The sequence below is a fragment of the Mesobacillus maritimus genome (assembly GCF_019749255.1).
In the GTDB taxonomy this organism is placed as follows: Bacteria; Bacillota; Bacilli; order Bacillales; family Cytobacillaceae; genus Mesobacillus_B; species Mesobacillus_B maritimus_A.
Genome location: NZ_JACWFH010000030.1, coordinates 1 through 22,905 on the forward strand (window position 1 = coordinate 1; position 22,905 = coordinate 22,905).

At 40.0% G+C, this 22,905-nt stretch carries 15 protein-coding genes; 10 read left to right on the top strand and 5 right to left on the bottom strand.

Going from position 1 to position 22,905, the window contains the following annotated elements; all coding sequences use genetic code 11:
- Nucleotides 1-412 precede the first annotated feature (412 nt).
- Entirely contained in the window at nt 413-1,528 is a 1,116-nt protein-coding gene (locus H0185_RS19090; RefSeq protein WP_221875088.1) for a cysteine desulfurase family protein, read from the bottom strand.
- 337 nt (nt 1,529-1,865) lie between these two features.
- On the opposite strand from H0185_RS19090, the gene H0185_RS19095 reads away from it, so the two are divergent.
- The 7 genes from H0185_RS19095 to H0185_RS19125 all read left to right on the top strand — a co-directional run bounded on the left by H0185_RS19095 (nt 1,866) and on the right by H0185_RS19125 (nt 10,931).
- On the top strand, nt 1,866-2,567 hold the full coding sequence (locus tag H0185_RS19095) for a response regulator transcription factor (RefSeq protein ID WP_221875089.1): 702 nt from the start codon (nt 1,866-1,868) through the stop codon (nt 2,565-2,567).
- A complete protein-coding gene (locus H0185_RS19100; protein WP_221875090.1) occupies nt 2,564-4,033 on the top strand; it encodes a sensor histidine kinase in 1,470 nt (489 codons plus the stop codon). The genes H0185_RS19095 and H0185_RS19100 overlap by 4 nt, the downstream gene beginning before the upstream one ends.
- 52 nt (nt 4,034-4,085) lie before the next feature.
- Nucleotides 4,086-5,144, top strand: a complete 1,059-nt coding sequence (locus H0185_RS19105) for a LolA family protein (protein WP_246629299.1) — start codon at nt 4,086-4,088, stop codon at nt 5,142-5,144.
- A gap of 37 nt (nt 5,145-5,181) precedes the next feature.
- Nucleotides 5,182-6,924 (top strand): M56 family metallopeptidase, encoded by a 1,743-nt coding sequence (locus tag H0185_RS19110; protein ID WP_246629300.1) that lies wholly within the window; start codon nt 5,182-5,184, stop codon nt 6,922-6,924.
- 638 nt (nt 6,925-7,562) lie between these two features.
- Nucleotides 7,563-7,901, top strand: coding sequence for a nitrous oxide-stimulated promoter family protein (locus H0185_RS19115; RefSeq protein ID WP_221875092.1), 339 nt, complete (start codon nt 7,563-7,565; stop codon nt 7,899-7,901).
- A 134-nt stretch (nt 7,902-8,035) separates the two neighbouring features.
- Complete coding sequence (locus tag H0185_RS19120; protein WP_246629301.1) at nt 8,036-9,628, top strand: aspartate:alanine exchanger family transporter; 1,593 nt, start codon at nt 8,036-8,038, stop codon at nt 9,626-9,628.
- A 190-nt stretch (nt 9,629-9,818) separates the two neighbouring features.
- Nucleotides 9,819-10,931 (top strand): KamA family radical SAM protein, encoded by a 1,113-nt coding sequence (locus H0185_RS19125; protein ID WP_221875093.1) that lies wholly within the window; start codon nt 9,819-9,821, stop codon nt 10,929-10,931.
- A 507-nt stretch (nt 10,932-11,438) separates the two neighbouring features.
- Here the strand turns inward: H0185_RS19125 and H0185_RS19130 are convergent.
- Entirely contained in the window at nt 11,439-12,293 is an 855-nt protein-coding gene (locus tag H0185_RS19130) for a C39 family peptidase (RefSeq protein WP_246629302.1), read from the bottom strand.
- Nucleotides 12,294-12,636: 343 nt separating this feature from the next.
- On the opposite strand from H0185_RS19130, the gene sdaAB reads away from it, so the two are divergent.
- Both sdaAB and sdaAA read left to right on the top strand, forming a co-directional pair.
- Complete coding sequence (gene sdaAB / locus H0185_RS19135) at nt 12,637-13,296, top strand: L-serine ammonia-lyase, iron-sulfur-dependent subunit beta (protein WP_221875094.1); 660 nt, start codon at nt 12,637-12,639, stop codon at nt 13,294-13,296.
- Nucleotides 13,297-13,350: 54 nt separating this feature from the next.
- Nucleotides 13,351-14,250: an L-serine ammonia-lyase, iron-sulfur-dependent, subunit alpha gene (gene sdaAA, locus H0185_RS19140; RefSeq protein WP_221875095.1), complete on the top strand. Its 900-nt coding sequence runs from the start codon at nt 13,351-13,353 to the stop codon at nt 14,248-14,250.
- A gap of 55 nt (nt 14,251-14,305) precedes the next feature.
- Here the strand turns inward: sdaAA and H0185_RS19145 are convergent, their stop codons facing one another.
- The gene (locus H0185_RS19145) at nt 14,306-14,455 is read right to left on the bottom strand and encodes a hypothetical protein (protein ID WP_221875096.1); all 150 of its coding nucleotides are present in this window, start codon (nt 14,453-14,455) and stop codon (nt 14,306-14,308) included.
- Between the two features lie 155 nt (nt 14,456-14,610).
- On the opposite strand from H0185_RS19145, the gene H0185_RS19150 reads away from it, so the two are divergent.
- Nucleotides 14,611-17,211 carry a calcium-translocating P-type ATPase, PMCA-type gene (locus H0185_RS19150; protein WP_221875097.1) on the top strand — a complete coding sequence of 867 codons (2,601 nt, stop codon included), beginning with the start codon at nt 14,611-14,613 and terminating at the stop codon, nt 17,209-17,211.
- Between the two features lie 226 nt (nt 17,212-17,437).
- Here H0185_RS19150 and adhE (H0185_RS19155) read toward each other — a convergent pair whose 3' ends face one another.
- Nucleotides 17,438-20,047 (bottom strand): bifunctional acetaldehyde-CoA/alcohol dehydrogenase, encoded by a 2,610-nt coding sequence (gene adhE, locus H0185_RS19155; RefSeq protein WP_221875098.1) that lies wholly within the window; start codon nt 20,045-20,047, stop codon nt 17,438-17,440.
- 234 nt (nt 20,048-20,281) lie between these two features.
- A complete protein-coding gene (gene adhE, locus H0185_RS19160; RefSeq protein ID WP_221875099.1) occupies nt 20,282-22,885 on the bottom strand; it encodes a bifunctional acetaldehyde-CoA/alcohol dehydrogenase in 2,604 nt (867 codons plus the stop codon).
- Nucleotides 22,886-22,905: the final 20 nt, after the last annotated feature.

Genomic DNA, 22,905 nt, shown 5'->3' on the forward strand with positions numbered 1-22,905 from the left:
AGGTGCAGTTCGGACAGGAAGAGCCAGAAAAGTCAAAGCTGAGTCCGAACCAAGGTGCAGTTCGGACAGGAAGAGCCAGAAAAGTCAAAGCTGAGTCCGAACAAGGGGGCGGTTCGGACAGGAAGAGCCGGAAAAGTCAAAGCTGAGTCCGAACCAAGGTGAAGTTCGGACAGGAAGAGCCAGAAAAGGTAAAGTTGAGTCCGAACCAAGGTGCAGTTCGGACAGGAAGAGCCAGAAAAGGTAAGCTGAGTCCGAACCAAGGTGCAGTTCGGACAGGAAGAGCCAGAAAAGGTAAAGTTGAGTCCGAGCCAAGGTGCTATTCGGACAGGAAGAGCCGGAAAAACCAAAAATGAGTCCGAACAGGGATATACTTCGTCCCCTAGCCTATAACGTCCAGCTCCCTCCACCAAAGTCATACCTGCCCTAACAATTGGACAACCGTATCGATCTCCTGTTTTGTTGTGTATCTTCCTAAACTGAAACGAATAGCCCCCATGCCAACGGTTTCTTTAACTCCCATTGCTTTTAAAACAGGTGATAAGGATACTTCGCCAGCGTGACATGCAGATCCAGTTGATGCGGCAACTTGAGGCAATGCAGCGAGGATATCCTGACCAATTCTGTTTTCAAAGTTTACACTAAGAGTATTTGGTAGGCGGTATTCCGGGTGCCCATTTAGCGAAACGGCAATTTGCGGGAGATCTTTTAGTTGATGCCAGAAGTCTTCCCTTAACCTTAGAATCCTTTCATTTTCGTCAATATTCTTCTGTGCTTGTTCACAGGCTTGCCCTAAACCAACAACTAACAGGACATTCTCTGTTCCAGCCCTTCGTCCACTTTCATGGCCGGCACCATGAATAAGAGGTTCTATCTGTATACCTTCACGTACATACAACGCTCCAACTCCCTTTGGAGCATATACCTTATGGCCAGCAATTGTTAAAAAATCAACATGAAGCTGCTCAACATTGAGTGGGACTTTTCCTACTGATTGAGAGGCGTCTGAATGAAAGAGCACATGATGTTTTTGAGCTATTAGACCAATCTCCTCAATAGGCTGAATGGTTCCTACTTCGTTATTGGCATGCATAACAGTGATCAGGATCGTCTTGTCCGTGATGGCTTTTTCAATATCCTCAGGATTTACTCTCCCATATTGATCTACTTCTACATATGTAATTTCTGCTCCAAGCTTCTCGAGGTATTTACATGGATTGAGAATCGCTGGATGTTCAATTTTAGTTGTAATAATATGATTTCCTTTTTCTTTATAGGTTTGGAACACTCCTTTTAACACCTGATTATTGGATTCACTTCCACCTGAGGTAAAAATAATTTCCTGTACAGAACAGTTCAACATCGAAGCGACTTGAGTTCTGGCATGTTCAACAGCGTTCTTTCCTTGTACTCCAGCAAAGTGAAGAGCAGATGGATTGCCGTAGTACTCTTCTAGATATGGTTTCATGGCTTTCTTAACTTCAGGGGCAATAGGGGTGCTTGCGTTATAATCCAAATAGATTTGATTCATGTGATAACACTCCTTGTCTTCAAAAGGTTGTTTGGATTTGGATAAGTGGTTAAGATTGTTGCTAAAATTTCAAAGCCTAATCTTTGGGTAAGAACAACTAGCTATTAGGTTTGCCAATGCGTTCGCAAGTTTTTTTCTCATATGGGGTAAAACAAAGCTTAATCCACCCTGTTTTTATCCGAGAACGAGAGTTTGTCTACCATTCTATTATGTTTGGTTTAGTCTTTATAAGATATGTTACAACTTTACTATCATCTTATAAATGATTTATAAAGAAATAATAAAATAATCAGACAGAGAAAATCCTTGTGTTACATTACCAATAGGAGGAAATAAAATGAGTTCACGTATATTGCTTATCGAGGATGATCCTGAAATTGCTCGTGTTGTTAGGGATACGTTTTTACGGGATGGTTATGAGGTGACCTGGGCAACGACAGGGTTAGAAGGTTGGGAGGATTTTCAAGAAGGTATCTATGATTTGGTTTTGGTGGACTTAATGCTTCCAGAGATGGATGGTTTTACTTTGTGCAGAAATATCCGCTGGAAAAGCGATGTTCCGATTATGATCATAAGCGCTCGTAAAGAAGATGAAGACAAGGTTGAAGGGCTGCAACTTGGAGCAGATGATTATTTGGCTAAACCGTTTAGTTTAGTGGAGTTGAAAGCGCGGGTAGAGTCTTTGCTTCGGAGATGGCGTCGGTATAATGGTGTACCGGATCAAATAAAGAGAGTCGAATTTTTATTAGGATTAGCCATCAACTATGATCAAGAAAAGGTATACCGCCATGAGCGAGAACTTAACTTAACATCAAAAGAGTTTGAATTACTAAAGGTTTTAGCTCAAAACCCTCAAACCGTTTTTTCAAAAAGTGAATTATACCAACATGTTTGGCAGCAGGTAGATATTGAAGATGCACATACAGTGACCGTTCATATAAAATCACTACGTGAAAAATTGGATGACCCTGTGAAAAAGCCTTGCTTTATTCAGACAGTGTGGGGAAAAGGATATCGGTTTATTGGAGAGCCAAAATGAAATTAAAAACATGGCTATTAGTTTCTTATTTTATTGTCATGCTGTTACCACTAGCTGCAGCCTATCTTTTATTCGCATGGATTCAATCTTATAACGATGAGCAAAAGGTTGAAGAATATTTTCTCGCGTCCATGCAAATCCAAAACATTACCTCTACACTAGATGACCCGACATTGTTTAAGCCTGGGATTGAGCTCCCACAAGTAGAGCAGCTTGATGGTGAAGATATATCGGTGGCGCTTTATAACAAAGATGGAATTGTCCTTTTTTCTTCTGATAAAACCGTTATCCCATCACAATTTGCATTAGGAAAAGAAGAATTATATAAAAACTTATATTCGCTTGAACAAGGCTATCGAGTTTATCGCTATAAGCAGCCTGTTTTATCAGAAAACGGGATCGTAGGTTTCTTTGAGATTCAAATTGCTCGTGATGAGTGGATGGCAGGTGTAGCGAACCGTAGTTGGATTATGATTGGAATGTTTATTGGAATATTCTTCCTTATTTTTCTTACGGTTGCCATATTAGTAAATCGAAAGTTAAATAGTAGATTAACCTCGCTTATGAACCAAATGACCGCTTTTGCAAATCAAGAAAGTATCGCGGAAATTCCAACTAACAAAGATGAAATTGGGGAGTTAACAACGCATTTTTACCATATGCGAAAACAAATTGAAACAGCGAGAAAAACCATTGAAAAAGAGCAGCAAGAAAAGGAATATATGATTGCAACAATTTCCCATGATTTAAAGACACCGCTAACCTCGATTAGTGCTTATGCAGAATCTCTTTTTTCTGAACAAGACTTAAACGGAGAAGAGCGGGAGGAATACCGGCAGATCATTGTGGACAAAGCCCACTTTATGAAGCAGATGATTGATGATTTACTGATGTATACGCTCCTACAATCAGCTCGATATGAAATGGAGCTTGTTGAAGTAGAGGGAGATGAGTTTTTTGAGATGCTCATCTCAGATTATGAACCTCTTTGCCAAAAGAAAAGAATCAACTTATCTGTCCATTGCGATGTGACCGGAAACTATCAAGTGAACCCCAAACAACTAATGCGTGTCACTGATAATCTAATGAGCAATGCGATTCAGCACACAGATTTTGAGGGTGAGATTTGGATAGGAGCTGTATCATCAGCTGCTACGAATCCTCCTAATTGGGTGTTTGATTTTATTAAAAAGCAAGAGCTACTACGTCATCCTCAAAGTGTGTATCTGATTGTTCAGAATGCAGGGAAGGGAATTCCTGTTGAGCAGATGGTCCATGTTTTTGATCCGCTGTTTCAAGCGGATCAAGCGCGAAGCAAAAAGGATGCTCAAGGCACTGGACTTGGTCTAAGTATTACAAAACAAATAATTGAGAAGCATGGCGGGGATGTTCAACTATTTTCAGAAGCTGAAATTGGAACATGTGTAATTTGTAGATTGCCAATGTTAGAGAGGAAAGGTGAATAGGATGAAAATAACTAAATGGGCTGGCATCATCTGCTTTATAGGAGGAATAACCATGGGTACCTTTGGATGCTCTTCTTTAGAGTCAGGGAAACAATTTTCACCAGAACAAGTGATTAATAACGCCTTGGAAGAAACAACAGAAATAGGTGCCTACTATGCAGAGGCAGAGTTGATCACGACGGAAAAAGGAAAGGATCCAGAAAAGATCCTTTTAAAAGAATGGGTGAATGAAGACGGTAAAAAGAGAACGGAAACCCAGATGGAAGATGGTAGTGAACTAAGCATTGCGGTCAATGATGGCAAACAATTAATCAGCTATCAACCTGAGCTCAAGCAAGCGTTTGTCATTGAAGGAGATGAACTTCAAGCGCTCAATCAGATATCTCCTAAACAGCAAGCTGAACAGTTGCTAAAGATGATACAGGATACGCATGAAGTGAGGTCAGAGGGAGAGAAGGAGATTGTCGGAAGATCCACCTATCACTTAGTTGCGGAGGCCAAGGAAGACAAAGGCTTGTTCGGTGACCAAGAGCTATGGATCGATAAAGAAACTTGGATGGTTTTAAAAACAAACTCTAGTTCTGGTGATATAAATATGGAAATGGTCTATACCAAGCTAGAGCTGAGTCCCGATTTCGATAAAGACCAGTTTACATTAGAACTACCGAAGGATGTCGAAGTTCTAGATCTCTTAGAGGATATGCAAGAACCAAGTGAAATCACCCTTCAAGAAGCCGTGGAAAAGGTGGGAAATCCTTTTCTTCATATTCCTGAAAGTGAAGATTTGAAGATTGCTAGAATTGAAGTGATGGAACTACAAGGTGAATTGTCCCGTAACGAAGTGAACATTGATTATCAAAATAAGGGACTTCCACTCTTTACGATGTCAGTGTTTCAAACCCCTGAGGATTTAGATGAGGAGATTGGAGCTCTTCCTGGCGAAGAGACAGTGAAAATCCGGAATAAAGAGGCCTCTTTTATGGATTTAAATGATTTTCGATCGCTGAGTTGGCAGGAGGAGGGGTTAACCTATAATATTCTATTTATTGACCCGAGCCTGACCATGGAAGAGGTATCAGAATTAGTAACAGAGATGGTTCTTGCTGAGTAGACCTAACAGGTACTCTTTGTTGGAAGGGTGAGGTTTTTTGTTGCCAAGTGTGTTTGCAATTCTAGCCATTGTTTTGTATGTACTCTTAATGCTAATGATTGCAGTGCTTTTGCCTAAAAAAGTTGCAGTAATTGTTGAATGTATCTTGCTGATAGCTGTTTTAGCGTACCTATTCATATTCTTATCGTTTGGGCAAGCTATGTTCCTCATATCGTTTGGGGCTACAGCTTATGCTTCCTTTGGATTTATCATTGACCGAGGGAAAAGAGAAAAGTATTTGGAAGTAAAGAGACGCTTAGATGATGTCGACTATATTGAAATGTCAATGGGTAAAGAAATGAAACGCCTTGCGGTGGATGTTATACTGACGGGTGCCGTGTGCAGTGGAGCTGTTCTCTTCTTACTTTTTGCACCTGAAACGTATACCGTGCTTAAAATGTTCATTGGTTTTATGCTGATCACTTTTTTTGCAAAAACGGTTGAGCGAGTTGGGAATTTCTCATCCTCACGTGTTTTCTGGGTTCCAACAGAGGAACGTCTGATCATCTTATCCCAATTCCAATCAAGGGAACTACCTATTCAAGATTTAAAGCAGATGTCAGTAGAGTCCTCACCTGATTTATTAAAATTACATCCACTGTTTACCTTTCTGTCTTCCAACCAAGATTATACAAGTTCGTTTCAGAGGGTTTTAAAACTTTCCTTTCCCGGAGATAACATCTATATAACACTAGATAAGATAGAAATGTGGCAGGAACTTTTTAGCAAGTATGTTGATCATTCCGATAAACAAAAAGAGAATCTAGTCTTGCCTGTATGGCATCCAACTGTATTGAAGCGGTTATTATTAAAAGGTTATTTTGCTTCCACGGTAAAAGGAATATCCGCTTATACAGGCTTGCTCCTTCTCCTTTTGTGGATTGGTGCCCCAACCTGGGCTATGATTTTATTTGTTCTTCTATGGTGGGGAGTAAATATCTATTTTTCAGATAGGGTTCTTATTGCTGCTTCTGATGCCGAAGCTGTTAGGAGTGGCCATTTATATGAGCGGGCACAAGCAATTTTTGCAAAGGCTGGGGTTGGTGGGACTAAATTGTACCTAGTGGATTCTCCTATTTATAACGGTTTTGCGACCGGGATGAATATAGGCCGTGGGACGGTCGTCCTTACCTCAGCAACATTACAGTTACCAAACAATGCTGTAGATGCCATTTTAGCTCATGAGGCAATGCATTTAAAGAAACGGGATATACTGACCATACAGCTCGCACGATTCGTATATTTCGGCGTGCTTGCCGCTTCCGTGTATTTATTTTTTGATGAACTACAAGTGCTAGCTGACCATATTCTTCTTTTTACTTTGCTTGTTTATCTGATTATGTTTCTTTTCCCGATTTACCTGTCTTTTGTTTCGCAATGGACAGAAGTAAGGGCCGATTACCTTGGAGGAGAGTTACTAGCTGGAGGTAGGAAGCAGATGGCGGAAGGATTAACTGCGCTGTTAAATGCACAAGAGCAAGACCTAGATAAGCAATTTGAGTATAGTGCGACTCTCAATAATAAGTCGTCAATGAAAAAACTACGTCCAAATACGAATCGTGATTCATGGTTTTGGAGGTTCCTTGAATTCCAGTTTCAAGCCCACCCTCCAATGTACTGGCGAATTATGGCCCTTACCAAACAAGGGAAGTGGTCAAAGGCACGTAAACGATGGGTATTGGATCGGTTTACAGAGTCGTTACCTGACTTTCTTAGGAAAAATCAGAATCCGCAAGTATAAGAGTAAAAAAGTAAAGGCCACCGGAAAGAGTTTTCATCTTTCCGGTGGCCTTTTTAGGTTCGTAAATAAATTCTGATTATCTAAGAACACACAAAGAAGTATTGGCCCCACCTACGCCGAATACTATGATGGCCACGCATGCCATCCGCCTGTTTATAATTATAATTGGAAACGCTTACAAATATCAATGAAAATCATCCGACATATTTCGCGCCTATTAATAATTCTATTCCTATCTAATAAGCTCCACCACTTTACTTGATATTTTGCAATTAATTCAAATTTTTAAAGGTGAGACCATTGTGATGAGTTGGGGCTGTTTAGCGTAAAACGATTGTTATTATTTCAATAAAACAACCATTTGCAGTGAAGTTTGCGATAAGATCTCCATGTTCCTTGGTGTTTCCTGAACATAAGAGTTTAAAGGTGAGGGTTGGTTACAATTAAGTTGGGGGTGAGATAACTTAAGCCTTGTTGTTATGGGAGCAATTTAATCAAACGTTTGATTAATAGGAGATGTGATGAAGATGAAAACTGTCCTTATTTTGTTCATGACAGTTTAAATTTAAAAGGGGGTAGTATGGTATCTTTTTTATATAAGGATAGTAAATCTAGCTTAATAAAGGAGGTTTACGACCATGACAAAGCAACCAATTTCACGAAATAACGGTCCAAAGATTCAACAGGAGAAAGATACTGTTACTAAAATGATTGAGTTATATTGCCGAAAGAAGCATCGCCACAAAGAGCTTTGTGAAGAATGTACGGAACTACAGAATTATGCTCATAAAAGGCTTTCGCTTTGTCCCTTTGGCGAAGAAAAAGGAGCTTGTTCTAATTGTTCAGTTCATTGCTATAAACCAGAATATCGTACAAAAATAAAAGCCGTTATGCGCAACACTGGCCCATGGATGTTGATTTATCATCCTCTGTATTCGATAAAGCATTTAATCAGTACCCATCGTTCCGGAAAGTAGTCAGTTTTTAACCAACAATTTAATTTCCCTATCTATGTTCAAAGTGTCACAATATCGATACATATTATTGCCTATTTTAAGTCTAAAATAAGTGATATGGTTTTAGAACATAAGTAGGAAGAGGGCTTTGTATATTGGTTAGTTCTTTATTAGAAGATCAGTTATTATTACTGTTTGTTATTTTATTTTTAGGATCGGTACTAGGAAAAGCGAGCATAAAGGGCCTTAGTTTAGGTTCTTCGGGTGTGTTGCTCGTTGCTATGATTTTTGGTCACTTTGGCTACCAAATATCTGGCACTGTTCAGCAATTAGGGCTAAGTTTGTTTATTGTCGCAGTTGGATTGCAGGCAGGACCAAGGTTTTTTCGGATGATGCGAAGCAGTGGCATTGTGTTTGGAATCATTGGGATATTGATTGTCTTTATCGCGGCAATTGTCACCATTATTGTCTCAAAACTATTTCATTTCTCCCCAGCTTTGAGTATTGGCTTAATGACTGGGGCTCTTACAAGTACACCGGGACTGGCGGCTGCTTTACAAGCGACAAATGATCCTCTTGCTTCTGTTGGATATGGAATTGCCTACCCGTTTGGAGTCATCGCTGTTGTGCTGTTTGTTCAGTTATTGCCGAGGGTGTTAAGGATTGATTTGGAAAAGGATTTAAATGAGTCCAATGGTCCAATTCGTAACGAAGAGTCACCAGAGGTCATGACGATAGAGGTCACAAATGCTACTTATAATAAAAAGACAATTAAAGAAATCCACTTTGAGAAATATCATTCTATCGTGATTAGTCGAGTCATTCGGCGAGACCGCAACATCATTGCCCTTAACGATACAGTCATTTTAAAGGGAGACCGACTTGTAGCAGTAGGATTAAAGGAAGATTTAGAAAAGCTTTGTAAGGACATTGGTAAAAAGGTTGAAATAGACTTCCAAAATTCAGATCACGTAAAATTAAGAAAAGTTACCGTTGATTCAGAAGAAGTAATTGGCAAAAATCTGAAGGAACTAGGGTTACGATCAGCGTATGGAGTAACGGTTACGCGAATTGAACGTGGGGGCTTTGAATTTAGCCAAAATCCAAAATGGAGGCTCGAACGAGGAGATGTTTTAACCATTGTAAGCAGTGAAGACCGAATAAAAGAAGTTGAAACACTGTTTAGTAGAAAGCACTTAACCGTTACGAATGTGCATATATTGTCTCTGAGCTTAGTGTTGCTAATAGGAATTGCTGTTGGAATGATTCCTATCCATTTACCTGGGTTGGGGACAATTACTCTAGGGGTTGCGGGAGGTCCGCTATTTGTGGCTTTAATCATTGGCCACTTTGGAAAACTTGGACCAATCCGTGCCAGGTATTATCAGCCGTCCACAAGAGTGGTCAGTGATATAGGATTAGTGTTATTTCTTGCTGGCGCCGGGACAACGGCAGGTCAAGGGATTGTCGAGGTTGTAAAAGCGGAAGGACTTGGTCTTGTATTTGGAGGGTCGCTCATTACATTAACCCCGATTCTTGCTGGTTACTTTATAGCTAAAAAGTGGTTCCGTTTAAATACGATTCACGCTCTAGGGGCACTATGTGGCGGAATGACGAGTACACCTGGCTTAGGTTCAGTAAACCAATTAGTGGAGTCGGAGGAACCTGCTATCGCGTATGCAGCAGCCTATCCATTTGCACTTATATTAGTCGCGATTACATCTCAGTTACTAATTTTTTTTCTCTAGTGTAGTTGTTACTTATCCAGTTCCATGGTTATATTTGATTTCATATGAAGTGTCAGGAAATCCCTGGCACTTTTTTTACGATATTAATTCTATTCCTGTACTCGTTTAGTAATTGTCAAAGAACGTTCACCTTTCTGAATTTTACAAGTGCTATAGTGGAATTAGGCAAAGTAAAAGGGGAGGGAACTGTATGAAAGCAACATTCATTACCTCTATTGATCAAATTAACGAGTTGTCAGTAGAGGAAAAGGATAACCTTAAACCTATTACCGACCAGTTTGTGTTTCGTTCAAATGATTATTATTTAGGTCTAATTAATTGGAATGACTGCAATGATCCAATTCGGAAAATTATTATCCCAAATGAAGGAGAACTACTCGAGTATGGGCATTGGGATGCTAGTGATGAGGAAACAAATTATGTGGTGCCAGGCTGTCAGCATAAATATATAACAACTGCATTGTTAGTTGTCTCTGAAGAATGTGGAGGTTATTGCCGCTTTTGCTTTAGAAAACGATTGTTTATTCATAAAGAAAAAGAGGCGATTGTAGATCCACAACCTGGTCTAGAGTATATTCGCCAACATCAAGAGATTACCAATGTTTTGTTAACAGGCGGAGATTCGTTGATGCTCTCAACTAAAAAACTCAAATCAATCCTTGAACAATTGAATGAAATTGAACATGTTAAAATTATTCGCTTAGGGACCAAGCTACCTGCTTATTACCCAATGAGAATATATGAAGATGAAGCACTCTTAGACCTTATCCGCGCTTATTCTCATTCAGGAAAGCAAATATACATTATGACGCATGTGAACCATCCAAATGAGCTAACCACTCAAGCGAGAAGAGCGTTTGATGCCCTCAAGCAAGCGGGAGCAATCGTTTTAAACCAGACACCGATTTTAAAAGGAATTAACGACAATCCAGATGTGTTGGCAGAGCTCCTCAATAAGCTAACCTATGCTGGGGTCAATCCTTATTACTTCTTTATAAATAGACCGGTTGCTGGTAATTATGAGTTTGTGCTTCCTCTTGAGCAAGTATATAAAATCGTCGAAGATGCAAAGGCAAAAACCTCTGGTATCGGAAAACGTGTGCGCTTGGTGATGAGTCATAGCTCTGGAAAAATTGAAATACTTGCGATTGAAAACGGAATGGCCTATTTAAAGTATCATCAATCAAGAGATGGAAACTATGGTCAGTTCATGATATTGGACTGTCCACCAGAAGCGGCATGGTTTGATGATTTACCAGCAAATGAACAATATTGGACTACGAAGGAGAAAACACTCAGTTAACTTTCTTTACGCAATAAAGAGTAGGTCTTTACTTGGGTCCTCAGCGATGACAGGTATGAGTGTGTCGAAGTAACTTTTAATAAGGAGCCAACGAGCCGGATAAGTGTAAATATAGTCGTCTAATACAGTTTGGGAGTAAAAGGTAAAACATTCTAGTTGTGTGCCGGTTGTTTTTAAATCATACAAAAGCGCATGTAACACCGTGTAGTGGTTAGTAAGCTGGTAAGGGTTTAAGGGGAAAACTTGAATATCGTTATTTTTTATTACCTTCAGCAAAGATTGTTCCTGAAGAGTGAAGCTTTCTTCCTTTGACAGGCCCTCAAACTGTATACAATCATTAATAAAATAAACGCCTTTTATTTCAATCTCATCCCTTCTATATGCTAGTTATTACAGTTATGGACAAGAGTACAAATTTTCATAATCCCTTATTGTTTTAAAATGCATGTAAAGAATATTGCCATAAGAAAATCCAAGCTAATTTCAGCTTGGATTTTTGTGTGTAATCTATTTTTTTATGGTAATGGCTTGTTTTCCTATTTGCTCCCAGCCGGCGATAAATTTCTGGCGAGGAAGTTTTCGATTTTTGGATGAAAGTGGATCGTTAACATAAATATAATCTTTATCGTACCCAGTTACTAAAACGGAATGCATTTTGAACGTAATTTTTAGTGGACCACTGCTCGTTTTCCAAGTTACCCAATGGTTTTCAGGTACCACATCATAAGTACTTGTAACAACCACCCAGACGGGCCGCTGTTGGTCTAAATGTGCAAGTACCTCGTCAAACTCCTTGCCTGAAAAATCAAGTACTTTCCCTGGTAGGTAAGATTCAGCTAAATCTTTAATGGGTCCATGGTAAACGCCAATACCAGGTTGATCAAATGTTTGCATATTCCCGACGAAACCATCATTTAAATTTCCTCTTAAGCCATTTCGTTCATATGGAACTTTTTTCACTTTATCTGCTAAAGTCATTTTATCAACAGACACCCCGGCATGGTTTAAAAGCATGGCGAGGCTAGTGACCTCACAGCCTCTATCCAATTCAGGCTTTTGCTTTATATGGGGAGCGTCAATGAGTACTTTTTGTTTTTTTTGTTGTTCCATCTTTTGTGTTACTTTCGGAATACCGAAGGGAGCACTTTCATTATTTAACCGTTTTTCATGCTGTGATGTTTCACTGCTCATGTGGTTTTCCATTTGGATTTTAACTGCTTCTTGTTTTTCCGTTTCTTTTGGTGGAGGTTCGGCTTCCTCACCTGTTCCACAACCAGTTACCATAAAAAGTGAGAGTGTTAATTTTAGCGGTGTGATTTTTGTCCAACTAAAAGGCACGAAGGGCACTGACTTAAAATGCATCCTGCAATCAACTCCCTTATGAGAGATGTAGTCCTATTTTCTCTCGTAAAACTTGAATTACCTTAGAGGTTAAACGCCAAATTTGGTTGAATAATGGGTAGGACGTCTCTAATTCCCAAGTTTCACTTGCAGCAATCGAGTTTCCGGTGTATTTTTGAATATTAGAGCAAAAATAAATCGACTTTAAACTTTTTCCAGTATTTTAAATAGCTTACTGAAGTTTTTTCCGTTAAAGTTAAAGCTGCGGTTAGTACCTATTAAATGTTTTATATAAATGTGATGTGTACACAAATTTCGAAATACGAAAATATACTATACAAACAACTCAAAAGGAGTATGAATCATGAAATATCGTTCAGCTTTTGACATTATTGGTCCTGTCATGATTGGACCATCCAGCTCGCATACTGCTGGTGCTGCACGAATCGGACGGGTTGCCCGCACATTATTTGAAAAACAGCCGAAGAAAGTGAAAATTTCCCTATATGGCTCATTTGCTAGTACGTATAAGGGACACGGGACTGATTTGGCGCTTGTTGCCGGTCTTTTAGATTTCGATACGTTTGATGAACGAATTCCAAAGTCATTAGAAATAGCTAAAGAATTGGGGATGGAGGTTACTTTTCAAACAGAAAAGGCTGTACCTGAACATCCGAATACAGTAAAGCTGAACTTATTTGATGAACATAATGAGATGGAAATTATCGGAATCTCTATTGGTGGCGGTACAATTGAAATTACTGAAATCAATTCGTTTAAGCTAAAGCTATCAGGAGACCCAGCAATTCTTGTTATTCACCGCGATCGATTTGGAATTATTTCATCGGTTACGTCTGTTTTAGCTAAAAATGAAATCAATATTGGTCATATGGAAGTAGCTCGTAAGGAAAAAGGCGAAATGGCGATTATGGTGATTGAGGTCGACCAAAAAATTGAGGATGAAGTAATTGAGGAATTGAAAGCCCTTTGTAACGTAACACGAGTCATCCGAATGGTAGAATAACTGAAAAAAACAAGTGAATTTTTGTTGAGAAAAAAGACATCGGGAGGACAAGCAATGTTTCGAAACGTAGCGGAACTTGTTGGGTTGGCAGAAAAGCATCAAGTGAAGATCGCTGAGATTATGATTAGGCAAGAGGTTGAAATTTCAGGGTTAACCCGTGAAGATGTTCTATCCAAAATGGATGGAAATCTTACGGTTATGGAAAAAGCAGTTGAGCGTGGGTTGAACGGGGTAAAGTCACGAACAGGGCTAACGGGTGGAGATGCAGTTTTACTCCAAAATTATATCAAAAGCGGTAAAGCATTATCGGGACCGCTTTTATTAGATGCGGTAAGCAAGGCGGTGGCAACCAATGAGGTGAATGCTGCGATGGGAATCATCTGTGCAACACCTACAGCTGGATCAGCAGGTGTCGTGCCAGGTACTCTATTTGCGGTGAAAAATCAATTGAATCCTAGTCGGGAGGAAATGGTTGAGTTTTTATTTACAGCAGCTGCTTTTGGTTTTGTTGTTGCCAATAATGCTTCCATTTCTGGTGCCGCAGGGGGATGTCAAGCGGAGGTTGGTTCGGCAGCGGGAATGGCGGCTGCATCGATTGTAGAAATGGCAGGCGGTACGCCGCAACAAGCGGCAGAAGCCATGGCAATTACGTTGAAAAATATGCTTGGCTTAGTTTGTGACCCTGTAGCCGGTCTTGTTGAGGTGCCTTGTGTAAAACGAAATGCAATGGGCGCATCAAATGCTTTAACAGCTGCAGACATGGCCCTTGCAGGAATTACGAGTAGAATTCCTTGTGATGAAGTGATTAGTGCGATGTACGCAATCGGTCAAACGATGCCTTCAGCTTTAAGAGAGACTGGAGAAGGTGGGTTGGCTGCAACCCCAACGGGTCGGAGATTAGAAGCAGAAATATTCGGTGAACCAAAAGCTAAACTTAAAGATTATCTGGTATAATAGAGGGAGCAGAGCACACCAAGAATCTCAGGATTTTTGGTGTGTTTTTTTATTTTTATCTTGTACGGCCGTTTTCCATAAATGCAATGCGTCTCAAGGTAGAACTGCTAAAATCAGCTGCTTTTTTATTGCTCATACGAGTTTTTAAAGTACGGCAATCATGTAAATCAAACTTGTTTTCAACTTCCATGTCGTGATTGGCCATTATTTCTTCCCTCCATATCATCTAGAATCTCCAGAGGAAGAATATAATATAAAGAAATTCGCACTGCTATGATAAATAGTTACCTATCTTGTGATACTAAGCTAAGAAACTAGAGTCCTTGTATTGGTTGAATGACTGTGGAAGGAGAATAGGAAATGAGTGATTTTTTTAGGAAAACGTCTGAAGATGTTTTAAACGAACTAAATGTTACGGAAAAAGGCCTCGCGACTGAAGAAGTAAATAAAAGGCTAGAACAATACGGCTATAATGAACTTGCTGAAGGAAAACGAAAAACGACTTTGGAAGTTTTCTTTGAACAATTTAAAGACTTTCTGGTGATTATCCTAGTGGTTGCAGCGCTTATATCTGCTTTCTTAGGGGAGTTACACAGCACAATAGTTATCGCAATTGTTGTTATTCTTAATGCAATTCTCGGAACAGTTCAGCACCAAAAGGCACAACAGAGCCTAAATAGCTTAAAAGCCCTCTCATCCCCGACGGCAAAAGTGCTGCGAAATGGGAATAGAGTGGAAATACCATCCAGAGAAGTTGTTGTTGGGGATATTCTTTCCTTGGATGCAGGTGATTTTGTTAGTGCGGATGGAAGGATTATTGAAAATTATAGCTTACAGATTAATGAAAGCTCACTAACGGGAGAATCGTTAAGTGTACTAAAGGAGATAGAGCCAATAAACGAAGAAGAAGTGGCCATTGGCGACAAAAAGAATATGGTGTTTTCTGGTAGCTTTGTTACATATGGGAGAGGAATAGTTGTCGTTACCAATACGGGGATGAACACCGAAATTGGGAAAATTGCCAACTTGCTCGAATCAGCAGGTGATAAGAAGACACCACTTCAGGCGAGTCTAGACCAGTTTGGTAAAAAACTTGCCATTGGCATTATTGCCATTGCCATTATTATCTTTGCGTTAGATTTATTTAGAGGGAATGACCTTGTAGATTCATTTATGTTTGCAGTGGCGCTTGCAGTGGCAGCTATTCCTGAAGCCTTGAGTTCCATTGTGACCATTGTACTTGCTTTTGGAACACAAAGAATGGCAAAGGAAAATGCGATTGTTAGAAAGCTGCATGCTGTTGAAAGCTTGGGTAGCATTTCTGTTATCTGTTCAGATAAGACCGGTACGCTGACCCAAAATAAAATGACCGTTCAGAAGGTTTACGTAGATAACAAAGTAATTGAACACAATGAGCTAAATATGGAAAATCCGTTAGAGAAACGAATCCTGTTAATGGGTTTGTTGTGTAACGATTCGGTAACCACAGATAAAAAGGAAATTGGTGACCCAACTGAGATAGCACTGGTAAACTTTGGTGAGGATTACCAGTATGATGAGCTTTCGATTAGGGATCATTATCCTCGTTTAGCGGAACTGCCTTTTGATTCTGACCGAAAGCTAATGAGCACAGTGAACAAATATGAGGGCAAAAGTTACTTGGTCACAAAGGGAGCATTGGACGTTCTATTGTCAAGAATTGTAAAAGTTGCAACTTCCGACGGAGTTGTGGATTTCACGAAGGAACAGCAACAAATGATTGAAAAAATCAACAAAGATTTCTCTATGAACGGCCTACGTGTACTAGGCTTTGCTTATAAAGAGGTTCCTGAAGGAAAGAAAATTGATTTTGAAGATGAAAACGACTTAACCTTTATTGGGTTGATTTCGATGATGGACCCACCACGGAAGGAATCCTATGATGCTGTGGCAGCTTGTATTGAGGCTGGCATTAAACCAGTAATGATTACAGGGGACCATAAAATTACTGCCGCAGCAATTGCAAAAGAAATTGGAATTCTAAAAGAGGATTCTGAGGCAATTGAAGGTTCGGAAATTGAAAACTGGACAGATGACGAATTAAAGAAGAAAGTGGAAGATCTTTCCGTATATGCTCGCGTCTCTCCTGAACATAAAATTAGAATTGTTCGCGCTTGGCAGGAAAACGGAAACGTCGTTGCCATGACTGGAGACGGAGTGAATGATGGACCTGCTTTAAAACAAGCAGACATTGGTGTGGCAATGGGGATTACAGGTACAGAGGTGGCAAAGGAAGCTTCATCCATGGTTCTTACGGATGATAACTTCTCAACCATTGTCAAAGCCATTTCAAATGGCCGCAGCATCTACGCAAACATCCAAAACTCAATTCGGTTTCTTTTATCAGGAAATACAGGGGCAGTTCTTGCTGTTCTCTATGCCTCTATTTTGGCATTGCCGGTTCCCTTTGCAGCCGTCCATCTACTATTCATCAATCTCGTGACCGATAGTTTACCTGCCATTGCCATCGGTCTTGAGCCACATAGTAAAAATATTATGAAGGAAAAGCCAAGGGATGTGGATGTACCGTTATTGAATAAAGTATTCGTTCGTCGAGTGCTTGTCGAGGGGATACTGATAGCGGTTTCGACCTTGATTGCCTATCATATTGGTTTATCAACTGGAGACCATTTAATTGCTAGTACAATGGCATTTGCAACACTGTGTTTAGCAAGGTTGTTCCATGGATTTAATGCACGAAGCAAGCATTCTGTGTTCAAAATTGGGCTATTCAGCAATAAGTTTCTCTGGTATGCCCTGATTATTGGAGCCGTTCTTCTGCATATCGTGTTATTGCTACCACCACTAATGGGTGTGTTTGAGATTGCTGAATTAAATGCAGGACAATTTGCTGCTATTTATGGTCTAGCCTTATTACCATTTGTATTGATACAGCTTTATAAGATGATTTTTGTAAAATAGCCCTAATAGATATAGCGGGTAGAATGGCTCTATTAAAAGGTCACCTAAAGTAAACATGAAGCACGAGCGAAGTGCTAAAAGGTCATAATGAATATCACATGAAGCCTGGAAGGCCAAAAAGGTCGACATAAAGAACTCATGAAGCCTAAAAAGAAAAAGGTAGGTAAGCTAAATAAAAATGCCCCTGTACTCCAGAAGTTACAAAGGAGATGGGGCATTTTTATTATTAAATTAATTCATTTCCTTTATATGCGCTACGGTAAATCTCTGCTAGCTCCGTTACAAGCGGCATTCTTGGATTTGCAATGGTATCTTGATCATCAAAGGCATGTTCGGCAAGCTCATTGACTTTGCTTTCAAATTCATTTTGACTGACACCACAGGCTTCAATGCTCATTGGAATATCGATTTCGTTTGCAAGATTGACGATAGCTTGAATTAAACTTTCAACACCTTCCTCAGTCGTTCGGGCAGGTAATCCAAGCATTTGTGCAATCTCAGCATAACGCTCGTTTGCAATAAAGTGCTCGTATTTTGGATAAGTCATAAACTTGTTTGGTTTTGAAGCATTATATCGAATAACATGTGGCATTAAAAGCGCATTTGCACGTCCGTGAGGAATATTGAATTCTGCTCCTAGGGCATGTGCAAGACTGTGGTTAATGCCTAGGAATGAGTTTGCAAAAGCCATGCCAGCAATGGTTGAAGCATTATGCATCTTTTCCCGAGCCAATTCATCGTCTCCATTATGATAAGCGGTTGGTAAATATTTAAAGACAAGCTGAATCGCTTTTAATGCTGGACCATCAGTAAAATCATTAGCTAAAACGGAAACATAGGATTCAATCGCATGCGTCAGAACATCCATCCCGGTATCGGCGGTCACATGTTTAGGAACGGTCATGACGAATTGCGGGTCGATGATCGCAACGTCTGGTGTTAATTCAAAATCAGCAAGCGGGTATTTAAGATTTGTCTTTTTATCGGAAATAACCGTAAAGGCGGTAACCTCAGATCCGGTACCCGAAGTGGTTGGGATTGCAACTAGCCTAGCTTTTCCACGAAGCTTTGGATACGTAATTACTCGTTTACTTGGGTCAAAGAATTTTTGGCGTAACGCTTCAAAGTCTGTGTCAGGGTGTTCATAATAGAGCCACATTGCCTTAGCGGCATCCATGACAGAACCTCCACCAAGTGCGATAATGACATCTGGGTTAAACTTTCTCATCATCTCCGCCCCATGGATGACCGTTTCAATACTTGGCTCTGGTTCTACCTCTGTAAAGATTTCACTTTGTACTTGGGCTGGATGCTTTTTAAGCTGATAAAGCACACGATCTAAGTTTCCATTTTTAATTGAGCTCGGACTAGTCACAATAAACGCCCGCGATAGATCTGGTAAACCAGCAAGGCACTGAACCGAGTTCTTTTCAAAATAGATTTGAGGCGGGATTTTAAACCATTGCGTATTCACTCGTCTTTTAGCCACCTTTTTAATATTGATCAAATGAGTGGCGCCGACATTGGTCGAGACCGAGTTACCACCATAAGTACCACAGCCTAATGTCAATGATGGGAGCGATGAATTGTAGATATCTCCGATTGCTCCATGAGTTGAAGGGGTATTGATGATAATACGACCCGCTTTCATCCTTGAGGAAAACTCATCAATGACTGTTTGGTTTGTTGCATGTATTGCCGCAGAATGCCCTAGACCACCGTACTCCAGTGTTTCTTCACATTTCTTTAGTCCATCTTCAAGGTTTTTGGCTTTGTAACAGGCGAGAACCGGGCTTAACTTTTCGCATGATAGAGGGTGTTTAGGACCGACGCCCTTTAATTCAGCAATTAAAATTTTTGTTTCTTTCGGTACATTGATCCCAGCCATTTTGGCGATTTGATATGCAGATAAGCCAACAATAATCGGATTAAGATGATGGTTATCATTAATTGCCACTTTTTCCAGCTGTAATTTTTCTTCATCATTTAAAAAGTAACAATTGTTTGTAAGGAGTTCTTTCTTAACTTCTGTATAAATCTCTTTATCAATAACGACTGCTTGTTCAGAAGCACATATCATGCCATTATCAAATGTTTTCGATAAGATAAGATCATTAACCGAACGTTTTATGTTGGCAGACTTCTCAATATAACAAGGGACATTCCCAGGACCAACACCTAGGGCTGGTTTACCTGAACTGTACGCGGCTTTGACCATACCCGTACCACCTGTTGCGAGAATGATGGAAGTCTTAGGATTCCTCATCAATGCTTGGCTGGCCTCTAAGGACGGGACTTCAATCCATTGAATACAGTTCTTTGGTGCACCAGCGCGGACGGCTGCCTCTTGCATAAGTCTTGCTGTTTCACTACTACATTGTTGGGCAAAAGGATGGAAGGCAAAGATAATTGGATTTCTTGTTTTTATTGAAATTAGGGATTTGAAGATAACCGTTGAAGTTGGATTCGTAATTGGAACCACACCAGCAATGACTCCAACAGGTTCAGCCATTTCGACCATACCCTCGTGCTCGTTTTCACTAATAATCCCTACAGTTTTCAAGTTTTTAATATTATTGTAGATGTACTCTGTCGCAAACATATTTTTAAAGACTTTATCTTCGTATACACCTCTCTGAGTTTCTACAATCGCCATTTTTGCTAACTGTTTATGATGCTTGAGCGCCTCCAGAGCCATTTCTTTAATGATTCCATCGACCATTTCCTGACTATAGCTTCGGAACTCGGCAAGTGCTTTCGTTCCATTCTCAGCAAGAAGATCGACCATTTCTACTACTAGTTGTTTCTTTTCTAAAACCTTTTCATCAATTGCCATTTTCCATCCCTCCAAAAATTAATGTTCATTCTTTAGAGCCTAGAATTGCTATTACCACCGCTGATGGCAGTAATATAGCACGGACAAAAGGGGAGTTTTGTTGGAAATTGTCGCGAAAATTGTAGAATCGTGAGTTATGAATGAGTATTCATTTTTTTGTCACAAAAAACTCAAAAAAAAGGGCCTGCCCACCGTTACGTTAAAGTAACAGGGGGCAGGCCCCAAAATTTATTATTAAACTCCTTTGTAAGCTTTGCGGTAGATTTCCGCCAATTCGGTTACAAGCGGTAACTTAGGATTCGCCGTTGTACATTGATCTTCAAAGGCTTTATCTGCTAGATAATCAACCTTGTTTTCAAATTCAGCAGAGTCAATTCCATTTGTTTCTAGACTCATTGGGATATCGAGTTCCTTGGCAAGCTTGATAATCGCTTGAACAAGACTTTCCACACCTTCTTCTGTAGTACGTGCTGGAAGGTCGAGCATTTTTGCAATTTCAGCATAGCGTTTATCTGCAATGTAATGCTCGTATTTCGGGAATGCAGCAAACTTCTTTGGCTTGGTTGCATTGTATCGGATAACATGTGGCATCAAGACAGTGTTTGCACGTCCATGGGCGATATGGAACTCAGCACCAAGTTTATGAGCTAAACTATGGTTGATACCTAGGAAAGCATTAGCAAACGCCATACCAGCAATTGTGGAAGCATTATGCATTTTCTCACGCGCCACTTCATCACTACCATCGCGGTACGCTCTTGGTAGATATTCAAAGACTAACTGAATTGCTTTCATTGCCAACCCATCTGTGTAATCATTAGCCATAACAGAAACATATGCCTCAATGGCATGGGTTAAAACGTCCATTCCTGTATCAGCAGTAACTACTTTGGGAACGGTCATCACAAATTGTGGATCAATAATCGCCACATCTGGAGTCAACTCATAGTCTGCTAGTGGGTACTTAATATTTGCTTTTTTATCAGTAATAACAGAGAAGGAAGTGACTTCTGAGCCTGTTCCGGAAGTAGTTGGAATGGCAACAAACTGTGCTTTGTGTCCTAGTTTTGGATATTTGACGATACGCTTTCGAATATCTAGGAACTTCTGCTTTAAACCATGGAAGTCTGCATCAGGGTATTCATAGAACAGCCACATGCCTTTTGCTGCATCCATTGCTGAACCACCACCAAGAGCAATAATAGCATCCGGCTGGAAGTTTGCCATTAACTCTGCACCCTTAACGACTGTTTCAATGCTTGGATCTGGTTCTACATCTGAGAAAATTTCGCAGTGAACATAATCTGGGCGCTTTCTTAAATAGTAGAGTACTTTATCAACGTAACCAAGCTTCACCATCCCAGGGTCCGTAACAATAAGAGCCTTTGAGATATTTGGCATTTTCGCTAAATATTGTGTAGCATTTTTCTCAAAATAAATTTTAGATGGGACTTTAAACCATTGCATATTCGCATTCCTTCTTGCTACTTTTTTAATATTAATAAGGTGAATAGAACCAACGTTTGTCGATACTGAGTTTCCACCATAAGTACCACAACCGAGAGTTAGAGAAGGCATATAAGCATTGTAAATGTCTCCGATTGCTCCCTGAGATGAAGGGGCGTTCACAATAATCCGGCCAGCTTTCATTCGTAAACCGTATTCTCTAATTACATCATCGTTGGTTGTATGAATAACAGCGGAGTGTCCAAGACCACCAAAGTTTAGCATTTCCTCTGCTCTATTCATTCCATCTTCAAGGCTTGCTACTTTGTAACAAGCGAGGACAGGGCTTAGCTTCTCTCTAGATAGTGGAAACTCGGGGCCAACTCCTTCGAGTTCTGCAACTAAAATCTTGGTATCTTCAGGTACTGTTACTCCAGCCATTTCAGCAATTTTAAAAGCAGGCATCCCAACAATATCGGCATTTACTGCACAGGTATTCTCATTGATAACGAGTTTTTCAACCTTTTGTCTTTCAGCCTCGTTTAAGAAATAACAGCTATGTGATTTCATTTCTTGTTTGACTTCAGAATAAATCTCCTGATCAATAATTACAGCTTGTTCAGAAGCACAAATCATTCCGTTATCAAAAGTCTTAGATAAAATCAGGTCATTAACGGAGCGTTGAACGTTAGCTGATTTTTCGATATAACAAGGAACATTACCAGGTCCAACCCCTAAAGCTGGTTTTCCTGAGCTATACGCCGATTTCACCATGCCTGAGCCACCGGTTGCTAGAATTAGAGAAACTTTTTCGTGATTCATAAGTGCCTGAGTAGCTGCAACAGATGGTGTTTCAATCCATTGAATGCAGTTTGCAGGTGCACCTTCCTTTATCGCAGCATCACGTAAAATTCGCGCAGCTTCACTGCTGCTTTTTTGAGCAGAGGGGTGGAAGGCAAAGATAATTGGGTTTCGAGTTTTGATTGAAATCAGTGATTTAAACATCGTTGTAGATGTTGGATTTGTAACCGGAGTGACACCTGCAATAACACCAACAGGTTCAGCTACTTCGATGATTCCCTCATGTTCATTTTCGTTGATGATGCCAACCGTTTTGTCGTATTTGATATTATGATAGACATATTCTGTCGCGAACATATTTTTAATAATCTTATCTTCATAGACACCACGTTTGGTTTCTTCAACAGCTAACTTTGCAAGGGGCATGTGTTGATCAAGTCCAGCTAATGCCATTTCCTTAACGATGTTGTCAATGGATTCCTGTGTGAAGCCACGAAACTCCTCTAATGCCTTTAACCCATTTTCAACGAGACGATCGATTGTTTCTGTAACGTTTTGCTTTTCTTTTATAACTTTTTCAGTAACAGCCATTCTAATTCCCTCCATTAAAG